This is a genomic window from Roseburia zhanii (assembly GCF_014287635.1).
In the GTDB taxonomy this organism is placed as follows: domain Bacteria; phylum Bacillota; class Clostridia; order Lachnospirales; family Lachnospiraceae; genus Roseburia_B; species Roseburia_B zhanii.
In genome coordinates this window covers 618,415-634,061 of sequence record NZ_JACOPH010000001.1, presented here as the reverse complement: position 1 = coordinate 634,061, position 15,647 = coordinate 618,415, and the positions used below count along the sequence as shown (strand labels likewise).

The 15,647-nt window shown below is 38.3% G+C and carries 17 protein-coding genes and 4 pseudogenes; all 21 read right to left on the bottom strand.

Annotated elements, in window-relative coordinates; translation table 11 throughout:
- Positions 1–6: 6 nt before the first annotated feature.
- Positions 7–813 carry a class I SAM-dependent methyltransferase gene (locus tag H8S17_RS02855; protein WP_186866135.1) on the bottom strand — a complete coding sequence of 269 codons (807 nt, stop codon included), beginning with the start codon at positions 811–813 and terminating at the stop codon, positions 7–9.
- The gene (locus tag H8S17_RS02850; protein ID WP_186866134.1) at positions 813–1,592 is read right to left on the bottom strand and encodes an alpha/beta fold hydrolase; all 780 of its coding nucleotides are present in this window, start codon (positions 1,590–1,592) and stop codon (positions 813–815) included. Before H8S17_RS02850 ends, H8S17_RS02855 begins: the two co-directional genes overlap by 1 nt.
- Before the next feature lie 484 nt (positions 1,593–2,076).
- Positions 2,077–2,274, bottom strand: a complete 198-nt coding sequence (locus H8S17_RS02845) for a DUF6040 family protein (protein WP_279287796.1) — start codon at positions 2,272–2,274, stop codon at positions 2,077–2,079.
- Positions 2,275–2,345: 71 nt separating this feature from the next.
- Positions 2,346–2,484: pseudogene (locus H8S17_RS02840) on the bottom strand (helix-turn-helix domain-containing protein); the annotation flags it as partial.
- 80 nt (positions 2,485–2,564) lie between these two features.
- A complete protein-coding gene (locus H8S17_RS02835; RefSeq protein WP_118338537.1) occupies positions 2,565–3,521 on the bottom strand; it encodes an ORF6N domain-containing protein in 957 nt (318 codons plus the stop codon).
- A 176-nt stretch (positions 3,522–3,697) separates the two neighbouring features.
- Positions 3,698–4,045 carry a TnpV protein gene (locus H8S17_RS02830; protein WP_026649314.1) on the bottom strand — a complete coding sequence of 116 codons (348 nt, stop codon included), beginning with the start codon at positions 4,043–4,045 and terminating at the stop codon, positions 3,698–3,700.
- Positions 4,046–4,097: 52 nt separating this feature from the next.
- Positions 4,098–4,370, bottom strand: coding sequence for a hypothetical protein (locus tag H8S17_RS02825; RefSeq protein ID WP_186866133.1), 273 nt, complete (start codon positions 4,368–4,370; stop codon positions 4,098–4,100).
- Positions 4,330–4,533, bottom strand: a pseudogene (locus H8S17_RS17060) (cytidylate kinase-like family protein); the annotation flags it as partial. The gene H8S17_RS02825 and the pseudogene H8S17_RS17060, both read right to left, overlap by 41 nt.
- An 81-nt stretch (positions 4,534–4,614) precedes the next feature.
- On the bottom strand, positions 4,615–5,961 hold the full coding sequence (locus tag H8S17_RS02815; RefSeq protein ID WP_186866132.1) for an MATE family efflux transporter: 1,347 nt from the start codon (positions 5,959–5,961) through the stop codon (positions 4,615–4,617).
- Positions 5,951–6,406 carry a MarR family winged helix-turn-helix transcriptional regulator gene (locus H8S17_RS02810; RefSeq protein WP_022046904.1) on the bottom strand — a complete coding sequence of 152 codons (456 nt, stop codon included), beginning with the start codon at positions 6,404–6,406 and terminating at the stop codon, positions 5,951–5,953. Before H8S17_RS02810 ends, H8S17_RS02815 begins: the two co-directional genes overlap by 11 nt.
- Before the next feature lie 176 nt (positions 6,407–6,582).
- Positions 6,583–6,933, bottom strand: a pseudogene (locus tag H8S17_RS02805) (MGMT family protein); the annotation flags it as partial.
- Positions 6,932–7,213 (bottom strand): annotated as a pseudogene (locus H8S17_RS02800) (TnpV protein); the annotation flags it as partial. The pseudogenes H8S17_RS02805 and H8S17_RS02800, both read right to left, overlap by 2 nt.
- Positions 7,214–7,983: 770 nt before the next feature.
- Positions 7,984–10,074, bottom strand: a complete 2,091-nt coding sequence (locus H8S17_RS02795; protein WP_186866131.1) for a heavy metal translocating P-type ATPase — start codon at positions 10,072–10,074, stop codon at positions 7,984–7,986.
- A gap of 73 nt (positions 10,075–10,147) precedes the next feature.
- Entirely contained in the window at positions 10,148–10,447 is a 300-nt protein-coding gene (locus H8S17_RS02790) for a DUF6110 family protein (protein WP_186866130.1), read from the bottom strand.
- A 90-nt stretch (positions 10,448–10,537) separates the two neighbouring features.
- Complete coding sequence (locus H8S17_RS02785; protein WP_243237937.1) at positions 10,538–11,014, bottom strand: transcriptional repressor; 477 nt, start codon at positions 11,012–11,014, stop codon at positions 10,538–10,540.
- Positions 11,015–11,461: 447 nt separating this feature from the next.
- Positions 11,462–11,848: a TraX family protein gene (locus H8S17_RS16445; protein ID WP_186866129.1), complete on the bottom strand. Its 387-nt coding sequence runs from the start codon at positions 11,846–11,848 to the stop codon at positions 11,462–11,464.
- Positions 11,839–12,114 carry a TraX family protein gene (locus tag H8S17_RS16710; protein WP_186866128.1) on the bottom strand — a complete coding sequence of 92 codons (276 nt, stop codon included), beginning with the start codon at positions 12,112–12,114 and terminating at the stop codon, positions 11,839–11,841. Before H8S17_RS16710 ends, H8S17_RS16445 begins: the two co-directional genes overlap by 10 nt.
- Before the next feature lie 86 nt (positions 12,115–12,200).
- On the bottom strand, positions 12,201–13,496 hold the full coding sequence (locus H8S17_RS02770) for a leucine-rich repeat domain-containing protein (RefSeq protein ID WP_186866127.1): 1,296 nt from the start codon (positions 13,494–13,496) through the stop codon (positions 12,201–12,203).
- A gap of 24 nt (positions 13,497–13,520) precedes the next feature.
- The gene (locus H8S17_RS02765) at positions 13,521–13,853 is read right to left on the bottom strand and encodes a hypothetical protein (RefSeq protein WP_186866126.1); all 333 of its coding nucleotides are present in this window, start codon (positions 13,851–13,853) and stop codon (positions 13,521–13,523) included.
- A gap of 312 nt (positions 13,854–14,165) precedes the next feature.
- Positions 14,166–14,810 (bottom strand): ATP-binding cassette domain-containing protein, encoded by a 645-nt coding sequence (locus H8S17_RS02755; protein WP_186866124.1) that lies wholly within the window; start codon positions 14,808–14,810, stop codon positions 14,166–14,168.
- A gap of 14 nt (positions 14,811–14,824) precedes the next feature.
- Positions 14,825–15,646, bottom strand: coding sequence for a hypothetical protein (locus tag H8S17_RS02750; protein ID WP_186866123.1), 822 nt, complete (start codon positions 15,644–15,646; stop codon positions 14,825–14,827).
- Position 15,647 lies beyond the last annotated feature (1 nt).

Genomic DNA, 15,647 nt, shown 5'->3' with positions numbered 1-15,647 from the left:
ATCTCCTTAATATCGGCCACGTTTCTCCAAAACTATTATTTTATTTGAAATATTCCGAACAGCCGGAATCTTACCTATTACACAATAAACAGGCATAAGCTCTTTCATTCCTTCAACAAGACTGACTTCCTGCCGAACAGAAAATGCCGGTATGATTCTTTGCAACTCCTTTCTGTTCTTAACTCCCCATGTGAATTTTGCATTGCTTCCCTCTATGGATTTCTCTTTCATATGCTTTACAACAAAGGGTGACATGGTTTCGACCATTACTGTAACTTTCTGAAATGATTTATCAATAATAGAAAACATCTTCCTGATATCTTTCTCATACAAATACATTGTAAGTCCTTCGATTATTACCAGAATATTCTTACCGTGATAATCGATATCATCTATGTAGGAATCATCCATTGCAGACTTTGCAATCTGATACACCGGATCAGTTTCGGTAAGGAACTGGCTTCTTATTTTCATTGTTTCCGGAAGGTCTACATTATACCAGCGCAGATATTTTCCCTTCATCCGGTAGCATCTGGTATCCAGTCCGCATGCAATATTTACGACAACTGTATTTTCATGCTTCTTCAAATATTGCTCAACCATCCGGTCTAATACAATTGTTCTTGCAATCACACCATAGTTCATAGCCTTATCTTTATCTGCTATAGAAAAGTCATAGTCCAGCTTTTCCACAAGTTCTACTGCAATCTCATCTTTGATCTTTGCATTTTGTTTTTTTGTTTCTTTTGCTCTTGCATACAGGGTCTGTACCATCGTTTCCGGCACACCTGTCACATTCACTTTTTCTTTCATTATCTGTCGCCTTCCACTGCCTTTCTTACTTCTTCCACCCACTCTGCACTATGACAGCAAAACAGTTCTTCATGCTGCATGTTATGTCTCCGAATATCCGGATTTTTAAAATAAGTACAATATCTCTTTTCATATTTTCTGCCCATCTTTGTTGCGTAAAACACGTGTATCGTAGTTCCCGGCACATCAATTCCATGCTGGACTTTCGTAACAAGATCAGAATAAAACTGATTATAAACACTCTGTTTCGTAATCCATGGATTTCCTCCCTGCCCAATGCCGAACATATTTAAAAATCCATCAATCATTTCTTTCTTTGATTTATCTGCTTCATTTATTTTCTTTTGCATAAATTTAGGCAATTTACCAGTATGCACCATTTTATACATAATCGGCACAACTACAGATGACTGAATTTTCGCCATAAACTGACCAGTTTCATCCATATCACTGCTCCCAATGATGCCATGATCTATATGAATTCTTTTTCGCTGAATCAAAAGGGATACAAAACTTCCTCCAAGGGAACACCCATACGCTGCTTTAATTCTTCCATCATACTTTTTCTTGATTTCCTGCTCAATCTTTTCGCATTCATCTTCCATTGAATAAAATTCTGTTTTCTCATTTGGATCAAATCCATCATAAGAAACTGTTACCGTGTAAAAATAAGAATGTAATCTATCCAGTATATGATCAAAGCTACTATACAGGCAACAGGTACCAGGAAATAAAAATATCACTGGTTTACTACTGTCTCCACTTTCATAAAATTTCATATCTGGCCTCCTTTAGTTTTTTCATATAAGCATAAAACTGCTTATGCAGCTCCCTCATTTCATCTGGTGCCTTCCTGGCATGTTGATACATAAATTTATCTCCAAAGCTACTTTCGAATGTAACAGCAAGCATAATCGTCATAATTGGCAGTGGTAAAAAACGAAAAATATTCATTTTACAAGGATCCAATCACACCTGCACCATAAATCAATATTCTCATAGAAATCCGTCCTCTTTTTCATTTTCAAAAAAACTGCCAGTGCTCATGTTAGTAATATCTAACTCCCATTTTCTAAAAAACCGTGTGAAAACTAAACTGTAATTTCACACGGTTTCTTTTCTTATGCATTCAGTATATCACTTTTACCTGGTTAATCAACCAAATTTTGTCTTCATAATATTTAAAATTTCATGTTCATGCGCATTATATTCACTGCACTTGAAATGCAATTTATACCCTCATCTGGTCATTAAAATAATAATTTACATACTCTTCCGAAGATACATTCTAATCAGTATGATTCCCATATTGACAAACACAAATAACACAATTAAATTCACAAGCAGATATTCTCTGATTACATCTCCTAGCACTGCAATCCCCGAAAGACTTCCAAGTAAAAACATCTGAGAAATTTTATCCCACATTTTTTTGTATCGTTTTATTGCTTCTGCAATCATCTGTAGTTTAGAGTTCTGGTCCCGAACGTCTTTTATTTCTTCTTCGAGCTGCTCCTGCTCATTAATCCTATTGTAATTCCAGTCCTCTGGCAAACTTAACATCAGTGACAATAGGCCTTTCGCTTTCAATGTCAGATTCTTATTCTTGAAATGGTGATTACTCATTACCGTAAAATTCTTAGTTCTCTCTACACGAAAAATCTGTGCCATTCCATCTCACTTCCTTTCCAGACAGAAAAAGACGCAAGCCATATTCTTATGACTCACGCCTTTCTGCATAACTTACTTTTCTATTCTTCTGTTTCCAATTCCAATCTCTGTAAAATATCTCTTACAATACCTGCATCTTCAATCAGATTAATTCCAAAACATTTTTTACCTGCATCCTTCAAAGACGCACCCACATGATATGCTTTCGTTTTATCAAGAATTAAAAAACGATCATGAAATGCTCTTGTGTACTTCACATCCAGTTTAGGATACTGTGCATTAAAGTTATCTACATCTGTTTGAGATAATTTTGTCCGTTGCTGTGTATAAACTGTCACCGCCACATTTTCTTTCTTCTTTGACAAAATATTTAATGTTCCTACATCCACATATCCATCTACCAGAACAATTTCCATTTCTGCTTTCTGAATCAGTCCTATCAATAAGCTGAATGCATCATATATCTGACCATCAAAAAATATCTTTTGATTAGACTCCTCATGATCTGATATGTACTCAAAAATCTGCTCCAGTTTTTCATCTGTCTTTTTCTGATATTCCAGTTGTTTTAGCTCAACGTTACTAATCCTTTCAAACAAAAGTGCATTGTTGGCTATAAACCGTCGCATTTCTACAAATGCACGCATAATACCTATACTTACATTAATTGCCACCTCGCTATGCAATACACTTGCAAGCATGGATATTCCCTGCTCTGTAAATACATACGGTAATGTACGTCTGCCACCATAACCATTTTCTGTTCCACTGCCATTTGAGGTGCCAAATTGGCATTTCAAGTTTTCATATTCATCTTTTGTAAGCTGAAATCGAAAATCTTCTGGAAATCTGGCAATATTTCTTTTAACGGCTCTGTTTAACGCTCCCGTTTCTACCTGATAAAGCATTGCCAGATCACTATCCACCATGACTTGTTTGTTTCTTACTACATAAATCAGATTTTCAACGTCCGGTGGCATGATTTCAACTATTTGTGTTTCCACTGGTTCCATTTCTCTTACTTTCTGATCCGCCATTCCATCTCCTCTATAACTTGAAATGCCAAACTGGCATTTCAAGTTACTTTACCGCACAATCATTTCTTATGAGTTCCCAAAATCCATGTTCCCATTTTACCCTATTTTTCTCATTCTGCCTACTGCTATTTTTCATACAATAATGAGGTCGCAATCCACGACCTCATCACCTTCATTTAAACATAAATCAATTCCTTGAGAATAATCTCTTCTGCAATTGCCTTGTGTTGATTAGCAGCTCTTACCCAGGCAATCTGATCTTTCTCTTTATCCGGCAATGGTTCTTTTTCTTCTAACTGTTTCAGTATTACCTCTTCCCGTTCTCTGGCTGCCTTGTCCACTTCCAGAAGATGCTCTCCAATGGTATCCTGTAAAAGCATCACCTGATAGGTTGAATTTCGATAGTTTTTCAGATAATCTCTGCGAAGAAAACCATACTTGCCAAGTTGCTCCATCTGCTCACCGGATTTATAGGTGAGATTCGGGATCAGATATCCATTTACATTTGTATACGTTAATTCCATTTTATTAGCACTCTCCATTTCTCATCATTTTTTGACCACAAATTTACGACATTTACGACAAATCTGACACTGCTTTACAATACCAGACAAAATGGCTGATACCCCGGAAAGCCTGTAAAACAGGCACTTCCGGGATACACAAGACAGGACAAAAATCGACTTCCATTATCAAGAGGTGAGTGCTAATTTTTTGAGATTTTTTTTGCACACCTTGATTTTGCTTGGTATGCAGCCATTTTTTCTTTCCAACTGCCAAAGATGGGATTTTACTATAACCGGATTTTTTATTTCGCGCACTCCATAATAACCGCTTCACATCTGCCATATCCAAGCTGTGAACTGTTCAGACACAACGTGTAATTGCTGGCCTTTCCCCACTTCTGCCCGGTATAAAAGTTATAATTTGTCATACGCCTTTTATCTGTATCCTCTATCAGCTTTGCTGCTTCCTGGTCACTGACATTATATAACCGGCTGATACGCTGTATGCATCATCCAGAAGCATTCCCTTGGTCTCAAGCAATTACCTGCAGTGTCTCTCCCGCTCCCTTTTTTAAACATATAATGATTTATAAAGCGTTACTTTTTTTCTCTGCACGGTCAAGATAAATATAAAATCCAACATTTAGCACGATTCCCACCATTGTCGATACTGGTGCCGCAAGACCGATCTTCGTCAGGCTTGCATTCGGCTGGATACTCATCACATAGGCAAATGGAAGACGTACCAGCAATGTCTGGATTAATCCCTGTGTCATTACCCATACCGTCTTGTTATTACCATTGAAATATCCGACCATACTGAACAGAATTGCTGTCACGATTGTTTCCAGTGCGAATCCTTTCAGATATGCATACCCTTTCTGGATAACGGCTACATCCGTTGTGAAGAACCCTGCCAGTATATCGCCTCCAAACATCACCAATAAAAATACTATACATCCCACAACCAGGCCAACACCGATTCCGGTAAACATGGATTTCTTCGCACGCTTTGCCTTGCCTGCTCCGATGTTCTGAGATACAAAGGATGCCATCGACTGCATCAGCGCACTTGGAACCAGCATCGCAAAGTTGACAATCTTACATGCAACACCGTAACCCGAAGAAGCTTCCAGGCCAAGCCGGTTCACAAATGCACAAAGTGCCAGGAAGGACATCTGTGTCAGGAACTCCTGCAGTGCAAGCGGAAGTCCGATCTTTAGGAATTTCTTACACTGACTATTCAACCCGAAATCTTTTCTGGTAATCTTAAATGGAAGTTCCTTTTTGATCAGAATAACAATAGCAAATACTACGCTGAGTGCCTGCGCTGTAACAGTTGCAATCGCCGCACCTGCTGCGTCCATATGAAATCCTGCCACAAGTACTATATCTCCGATCACATTTACAATACATGCAACAAATACAAATAGCAACGGTGATTTACTGTCCCCCAGTCCACGGAAAATTGCTGATAAAAGATTGTATGCAACAATAAAGAAAATACCGCCTCCGCAGATACGCACATATACCGAGGTCAGCTCAACCGCCTCTTTCGGAGCCTGCATCAGAACTGAGATTGGATGTGCAAATCCAACCATAACGATAAATAATCCGACTGCAATCATCGTAAATACAACTGCTGATCCGCCAATGACCGATCCAATCTGCTCTGGTCTCTTTTCACCGAGATATCTCGCAATCAGTACCGTAATACCCATTGCAAACTGTGTCACTACAAAAGTTACAAGATTCAATACCTGACTTCCCGTAGAAACCGCTGAAAGCCCGGATGTAGAACCGAATCTTCCAACTACCAGAAGATCCACTGCACCGTATGCCGCCTGCAGGATCAATGCTCCCAGCACCGGTATCATAAATGCAATCAGTTTTTTAAGTATGCTTCCTTGTGTAAAATCTGTCTTATCGTTCATCGTAATGTTTTCTCCTTTCGCACATGATCTGATAAAATTTCTCTATCGTCCGTATCATACATTCTGCATCTTCGTCCGAGATTTCTTCCATGTAAGGGAGCAGACTTTTAAAATATTGTTCGTCATATTTCTGCGAAAGATTTGTTCCCTTTCTTGTAACAGCTATGTATGTGACACGTCCATCTGCTTCAGAAGCCATTTTCTTAAGGTATCCTTTTTCTTCCATCTCTTTGACAGTTCTTGTAACTCCCGGTCTTGGAAGCTCCATTGCATCACTGATATCCGACACCTTTACCTGTACGCCCTGTCCTTCCAAAGACTGTATCGTATCCAGATATTGAATAAAGGATGAACGAACACCTTCGGGCAACGGTGGGAGCATCTCCCGGGTCCGCTTTGCCTGATAACATGCATCGAACATCCTTTTTATTATTTCACTTGTCATATTCTGTCCTCCTTATATATTATCAGTAAAATCACCACTTATACTTTCTTTTGCATTCATGGCACTTCTAGTAATTATCACAGTTAATTACCTTTGATAATTATATAAAAATTTAGAAATTTGTCAAGCTTTTATTCCATTGTTAACAGCTGATCCGCTGAAAATTTATCATCTTCTTAATATCTTCCGGAATTTTTTCCCAGATTTCCGCAGACACATATTCCATATTTTTCCAAATCTACCCTTCCATTTATCACTTCAACTCCATCCGCTCGAAGAAGTTCTGCCTGTACATCCTCTCCACCAAACGCAAATGCCCCGGCCAGTTCACCTTTCGCATTGACCACTCTGAAGCACGGAATATGTTCCGGATCCGGATTCTTATGCAGTGCATTGCCCACGGCTCTTGCCATTCTGTGGTCTCCCGCCATCTCTGCGATCTTCCCATAAGTTGCCACATGTCCTTTCGGAATACGCTTCACTGCTTCATAGATTCTCTTTGTCGGACTGTCCGTAACCAGATCATACCCAGACAATCTGATCTTTCTCTTTATCCGGCAAAGGCTCTTTTTTCTCTAGCTGTTTCAGAATCACTTCTTCCCGTTCTCTGGCTGCCTTGTCTACTTCCAGAAGATGCTCTCCAATGGTGTCCTGCAGAAGCATCACCTGATAAGTTGAATTTCGATGGTTCTTCAGATAATCTCTGCGAAGAAAACCATACTTGCCAAGTTGCTCCATCTGCTCACCGGATTTATAGGTGAGATTCGGGATCAGATATCCATTTACATTTGTATACGTTATATAAATAGGACATTCGCAATCCGCTTTCGCTACTTGCTCATGAACGCAGTTGCTTCGCTGCCTGCGTTCATTTTATTAGCACTCTCCATTTCTCATCTTTTTTTGACCACAAATTTACGACATTTACGACAAATCTGACACTGCTTTACAATACCAGACAAAATGACTGATGCCCCGGAAAGCCTGTAAAACAGGCACTTCTAGTATACACAATACAGGACAAAAATCGACTTCCATTATCAAGAGGTGAGTGCTAATTTTTTTGTGAAGATTTTGTGAACGCTACGAGCCATGCAAAATAGCAAAAATAAACGCCATGCAAGTTTACTTGCAAAGGCGTCTATTTTTGCTATTTTATAGGGCGACAGCACGACAGCGAGGGAATTCTTTCCCGAGCTGTGCATGTCGTATATCACAGCTTCGCACTCGATTTTCTTGATTTGGCCGCATTTTTACGACAAATTCCTTATCTTCATTATACCAGAAATGATACGACGCTGATAAAACTCAGGCAGAGGTGCAGCAAACTTGCGGTTCAAGTTCTGTATTACTTTGTCTGTATCCATGCTGCATTATCTTCCTTCCGTATTTTTTACATAATTTCATCAATAATATCCGGCACTTTAATGGCGTTATTGAGGTCAACAGTGCCGTCAACCTGACCTCGATAAATATTGATATGCAAATCAACTTCGCCACCAATAAACTCCGGCTCCTGCAGACCGGCAGGTTCTCCTTGAACTCCAGATTCTTCGATTCTCCTAAAAGAATTTCTTCTATGCTTCTTCTAACTCTTTTTCATGTGCAACCATACTTCTCATACTGATCATCAGTGTCGAGAGGTTATGTAACAATGCAGAAACTGTCGGCTGCAAAATACCGGTAATGCCAAGCAGGATCAATGCTGAATTGATTCCTACGATCTGTACATAGTTTTTATGGATCTGTCTTTCCATGTTTTTACTGATATTCATAAGCTGTGCAAGTTCATACAGATTGTCTGCTTCTACCGTGATATCTGCTACTTCTCTGGCAATCTGTGCACCGTCACTGATTGCAATCCCTACATCTGCAGCGGAAAGTGCCGGTGAATCGTTGACACCATCTCCAACCATGATCACTGTTCTGCCTGCTTCATGTTCCCTGTCTACAAAAGATGCCTTATCTTCCGGCAATACTTCGGAATAGTACTCATCTACGCCTAATTTCTTTGCAACGACTGCCGCTGTCCGTTCGCTGTCTCCGGTCATCATAACGATCTTAGAAAGTCCGTTTTTTCTTAAGAGCCGGATAACTTCCGGTGCTTCATCACGGATCGGATCTGCAATACAGATGACTGCCGCTAAGACACCATCTACTGCAAGGTAAAGATAAGAATACTCACCAGTCAGTTTTTCAAAAGTATCTAACATATTTTCCGACACCTTACACTGTTCATCTTCAAATACAAAATGATAACTTCCGATAATGACTTTTCTGCCTTCCATCTGTGTTGAAATACCATGTGCGACAATATACTCCACCTTAGAATGATTTTCTTCATGGATCAGATTACGCTCTTTTGCTGCATTTACAACCGCTTTTGCCATGGAATGTGGGAAATGTTCTTCTAAGCAGGCTGCCATCCGCAGTAATTCATCGGTACTCTCACCGGAAAATGAAATGATCTTTTCCACAACAGGCTGTGCTTTTGTCAACGTTCCTGTCTTATCAAAGATGATCGTATCTGCCTGTTCTACTTTTTCTAAGAATTTTCCACCTTTTACGGTGATCCTTCGCTTACTTGCCTCTTTGATCGCTGTTAATACGGTGATCGGCATTGCAAGTTTTAATGCACATGAAAAATCTACCATCAATACAGAGAGTGCTTTTGTCGTATTTCGAGTCAGAAGATAGACAAGTCCTGTTCCACATAATGTATAAGGCACCAATCTGTCTGCTAAATGTTCTGCCTTGCTTTCCACAGATGATTTTAATTTTTCTGTTTCTTCGATCATCGTGACAATTTTTTCATACTTTGTCGTACCGGAAGTTTCTTTGACCTGTATCGTCAGTTCGCCTTCCTCTAATACGGTTCCTGCATAGACATATCCATCGGCTTTCTTTTCAACCGGTAAAGACTCTCCTGTTAAAGATGCCTGATTGACCATGCCTTCACCATCGGTAACGATTCCATCAAATGGGATCACATTGCCCATATGTACGACGATCTGATCTCCGGCAATGATTTTTGAAGCATCTGTCAAAACTTCTTTTCCATCAGCGACCATCCATACTTTGCTGATATTTAATGACATACTCCTTGCAAGATCGTCAACCGACTTTTTATGAGTCCACTCCTCTAAGATCTCACCAACATCTAACAGGAACATAACAGAACCTGCGGTATTGATATTTCCCTGAAATACGGATACTCCGACCGCAACGGCATCAAGCAATGCCACTTCCATCTTCCTATGTCCCAGGGAACGGATTCCTTTATAGATATATTTTGCAGATTTTGCAACTGTGATCACATAACGCAGCGGATATGGGAAAAATAACTTACTTCCAAAACGCATGATTGTTTTCATTGCTAATTTATCTGCATATTCCCGATTTGTTTTTCTTCCTGAAAGTGTTAAAGCTGAGTCATCTACTTCTGCCTTTTCATAGGAAAAAGTCTGTAACATATGGATCAGTTCTGCCCTGTCCCCACAAAAACTGATCACAGCATCCTGTGTCCGCTCGTGTACTTTTGCCTCTTTTACCATTTCGCAGTTTTGCAGATAATACTGTAAAATATCTGCCTGTTTATCTGTCATAGCTGTCTGTATGACATGGATTCTTACACGTCCTTTGATCTCATGTATAATCTGAAATTTCATCGTTTTCACAGCCTTTCTTTGTAAAGTGGAAAAACACCTGCAGATACCTGCAGGTGTCATCTTTTACGCTTTTTTATTCTTCCGTTTTTGTTTCTTCTGTGCTTTCATCTGCAAATTCTGCTTCTTCTGCAGCTGTTTCTTCAGCTTCATTGATCTGTTTTGCTTCTTCGTAGATATCCTCTGCGTTTTCCTGAATATTTGTGACTGTTTTCATTATGCATTCCTTTGCACGAAGCACTGTAGCTGTACATTTTGTATATACTTTTTTTGCATCTTTGCTGGATAATAACTTAATTCCGGCTGTTCCAAATAAAACGCCTGCTGCAAAAATTCCAGTTTTCTTTCCATCGATTTTTTTTAAAATATTTGACATTAAAAATACCTCCATAAATATGTATTTTTTATACTATACTATCACAGATATTTTCTTTCAAGACATTTCTTGTTTTGTTGAAATTTTTTCTCAATTATTTGCATCTGTTGGTATTGCCATGACTTTTTTTACAGTCTGTTTCTGTGCATAACCATAAGCACGTAGTCCTGCGGAAATCACTTTATACCAGTTCTTTGAAGAAAGCTGGCATACAGTATTATCATCTAATTCAATCATGCAGACGCCATCTTCCCCGCAATCCATATCGCATGAAACATGGTACAGGTTCTTTCTGCTGATTGCACCGATCTCTTCTAATACGTTCACCATACGATATACAGTAGCTGCTCCGATTCCCGGATCTATGGATGCTGCTTTATAATAGATTTCTTTACAGCTGGTACATTCTTCCTGCAGAATCACATTTAAAAGGATCTGCCTCTGTTTTGTTATCCGGCAGCCCTGCTCCCGCAGTTTCTGGATCACAAGCTCTTTCTGCATTTCTGTTCTATGTAATTTATCATTATTATCTGCACACCTGATTTTATTTTCAATCGTCTGTGTCATTCTGCTCTCCTTTCGTCAGGAGTGTTCTTCATACCTTCCGAAAGTTAGTATACTCTAACTCGTATTAGTTGTCAATTACTTTGTTGAGAAAAATTTTCATCAAGTCAGTTATCTGGTATCCCGTAACTATGAAGTACAGCGTAGTTGCAATATTTCTATATAAAATAAAGTATACATGAATATGTGTGATACACCAATGGATGAAACATATAGAGCGGGTCTACTTAGAGTAGATTTACTGCTGTTTACTGGGAAGTCAGTGAACTGTAAAATTTACGTCAGTGAGTGAAATTTAAAGATTGTATTATCAGGGTTTGTGGAACCTGTGTCGTCCACAGTATAGATCAAACTGCCCCACTGTCTGAGCTCTGCAACGCAGCTCATCTCACTATATAAAAGAGCGAGTTTGTGGGCAGTTTATCATAACACTACAACGACACAGGCTCACTACCTCCCAGTCAATCCAATCCAATAAAACAAAATATAATGCACCGGATAAAACAAATAAAAGAACCATTTACCACTTCTCCCCTTTGTTCCATTATACATCCAGATGACAGGCAATGCCCCAATCATCATCCACTGATAATTATCCGCAATACTCTCATAGTACAATACACCAACGCATAAAAACCAGTTTCCCAGTATTTCCTCAAAAAATTCATAAGCAGCTTCTCCGATTATCCCTAACATTTTTACCTTAGGAAGTAAACCATAGATCAGATAAGGATTACTCTGCAGTCCAAATATAAAACCAAACACTAAAATGACATATCCGATACTAAGTTTTTTCAGATCATCTCTTGCATAATAAAACCACAGTCCTACAAACACATAAAAAACTCCGCCTTCAAGGAAAAACAGATTTCCGCAAACCGTTGGTAAGACATACAAATGCCTGCTATGTACAGCCTCAGCAAATACCGCTTTTTATTTGTTGTATGCAGACAGCCTTGTACACAGCAAAATATAAAAATCGGAATCGCCAGCCTTCCAAGATAACGGCATACGATTGGAAGTCCTAAATATTCGCCTGCATGATCTAATACCATACAGAACGCTGCAATACATTTTAATTCAAAAATTGATAATTTTTTCATCCAGATATCTTCTGCAACCTTCCCTTATCCATTTCATACACTTCATCACAGAGCACCTCAATGTCCTCTCTGTTATGACTTCTCAATCAATATTTATACAAAATCGTGTATTTTCTATCTCTTTTTTTCACCCATTTATTTAACCATTTTTTATATGAAGCAAATGAATCTGATGATACATATACATGCGCTGGCAAAGAAACATTTTTGTATCCTTTTTTCTTTTTCACTTTTGGCGGCTTTGCCCCTGTAAAATATACTTTCTCAGACGCTCCAAGTCCGGCATCCAGACCTAGTGCATACGCATCTATCTTTTTTAGCTTCTTTGGCAATACGACTTTTTTCAAAGAACCACCGCTTATTCCCCATTTATCGAAATTGATCAGAGAATATCCCTCTTTTAGATATTCCACTTTATCTGAAATAACGATTTCTCCTTTATTATCCACTACAGCAGCTACCAATATTTTTTCTTTTTTGTTATAAACACACTGTCCATCACTTCCATATACTCTATTTTTCTTTGCCACAGTTATTTTCTTCATTGCACAATTTAATTGCTGTTCTATAAACTGAAATGCATAGTCTTCAATATGGGTAACAGATGCAGGAATGGTAACTTCCGATGATGTACAGGTACAAAATGCATACCGTTGTATGGTTTTTACTCCATTTGGAATTTTTAATTTTCCTTTTTGGGGCAAAACATACACCAAAGCATGATCTTTTTTTCTGATCACACATTTATCTTTGATTTCATATTGTGCGGATTGGTTTATTGTTTTTATTTTATAACATCCTTCAAATGCCATTGCATTGATTTCCGTCAGACTATCTGGAATAGTTACAGTTTTAAGATTTGAACAGTTTTTAAAAACTCCTTCATCAATAACAGTAACCTTCGATGGTATTGCAATACTCTTTATATTTCTCATGCCGGCAAATGCTGCAGTTTCAATAATTTCTACTGTTTCAGGAAGTGTAATTTTATCAATCCAGCCTGCAACTGAACCATTTCCATCAGGATAACACAGACATCCACCTAACAGAGTCCCGCAATAACATTCATCACACACTTCATAGCGGATCGGTTTTTTAAGCACAGAACCCAGACCAATTCGGGTTACTTTCTTTCCATCTAAAAATTCTGGAATATCTAATATCTTGTATTCAGGATTCGATCTGTCAACTTTCACGTTATAAATCCAGATTTCATTTTCATCTAGAGATGTAACAGTGCTGTATGTAAATGCACCTACTGTAAATTTTTCATCCTTTTCATAATTCCATTCATCATCTGCTTTTGCTGCTTTTACTTCTGTTGTACCCACGATAAACATAAGTGCCATAAACATACAACAGATCCATAATTTCTTTTTCACGACTTATCTCCTCGTATTATAATATTAACCATTTTTTCTACGGTTTATTATCACACTTCCTCCAAGATAGGTACACAGTAATATACTGTAAACTGGAATTTCATGTAATATATTCCATTCAACAATGCCTACAATGAAGCTGCACAAAAATAAAATCAAATCTCCCGAACTTTTTGCTCCGCTATGTTGATCCATACAAAATAATCCACCAAAAACTATAGCAGCAATAACTTTAACCAAATACAAATATGTAAACTGGTACTCGTGTACTGCATATTGATCTGCGATATAAATAACCGGAAGATATACAGAGGCAATAATACATAAGAACAAATGAATAACTATACTTTTTTTCATTAAATGTTTTCTCCTATCCAACGATTGAGTGATATAATTCAAATATCGATACTGTTTAAAATCATCAAATGCAACGGATAACCCCAATAACAAAGCATCTTTTCTGCTTTTCCCATTTTTCTACTTTTTCCATTATATAAAAGCAAAAATGGCAACGAAAAAATCATATGCAGCTTCTCCGATCATCCCTAACATTTTTACCTTAGGAAGTAAACCATAGATCAGATAAGGATTGCTCTGCAGTCCAAATACAAAACCAAGCACTAAAATGACATATCCGATACTAAGTTTTTTCAGATTATCTCTTGTTTTTCATCCAGATATCTTCTGCAACCTTCCCTTATTCATTTCATACACTTCATCACAGAGCACCTCAATGTCCTCTCTGTTATGGCTTGCAAAAAGAAGTGTCTTTCCTTCTTCTTTTAATTTCAAAAAAAGTTCCCTCATCTGTGCCACTCCATCTTTATCCAGTCCGTTCATCGGCTCATCTAAGATCAGGATATCCTGTCCTTCCATAACCGCTTGTGCAATCGCAAGCCGCTGCTTCATGCCAAGAGAATACTTGCCGACCGGTTTTTTGTTCATCGAATCCAATCCTACCTCCCGCATGACCTGCTGTAAATGCATCTTATCCATCTTATGATTTAATATCCACAATAGTTCTAAGTTCCACATTCCGCTGTATTGTTTTAAAAATGCCGGTTCTTCAATGATCACACCTGTATTTTCGATCATGCTGCCATCCTGTCCTATCTGTTTTTCACGCACATATATCTCCCCAGTATCCACTGGATAAAATCCGCAGATACATTTAAATAAAACAGATTTTCCAGAACCATTATAACCCACGATCCCATAAATCTTTCCACTTTCACATACCAGCGAAACATCCTCTAAAACAGTTGTCTTTTGAAACTGTTTTGAAATATGTTCCACACGAATTGTTTTTGCCATCTGTCTGCTCCCTTCTATTCTTCTGTTTCATTCCATTCTACACTATCCATTTTTTTCTGTGCTGCTAGTACCAGCAAAAACAGTAAAAATATGTATGCCGTCATAATATAGGTTAAATTCGGATATTCCAACATCGTTCCATACCGCCATTTTTGTGGATTGATCCATGAAAACGGAGAATAGTAAACGATCGACCATGGTATAAATGCCTCAATCGTTGGAAGAAAAATTAAAATGATCGTCAATAAGTAAGTTAAGATTCTATTGCTGTATAAACTGAGTGTATATAAAAACATTCCCATAAACGAAAATGCAAGGCTGTCAATCAGAATGATGCATCCCATCAACTGAACAGGTGTATACCGTATCATAGCTTCATCTACTATAGGAAATACAAGCGTTCCACTCTGCAATGCCAGCGTTTTATAAAGATTTCCCCAATGATTACTAAAATTCGCTGCTGGCAGGATCATCAGGGTACTGATCACAGCTAACAGCACTGCCAATACGATACTGCATACAAAAATATATCCTATATTCCTTCTGCCCCATCTTCGCCGCCCAGTTCTTAAGATCACATACATCTCATTGCGGTTCATAAATGGTGCATTTGAAAAAAAACAAAGTACACCGATCAGCATAACCTTAAGAAAATATCCATCTGCCTGCACAAAAGGAAGTATCGCAAATGCATCTCGTACACCATATGCTGCGGCTTGTACACAATATTCCTGCAAAAGAGTATCCAGCATGTAAACCCAGATAAGAATCAGTGTCAGACTGCGGATTGAACATGCTCTTTGTATATAACTTCTGACTGTATTTTTGATATTCACA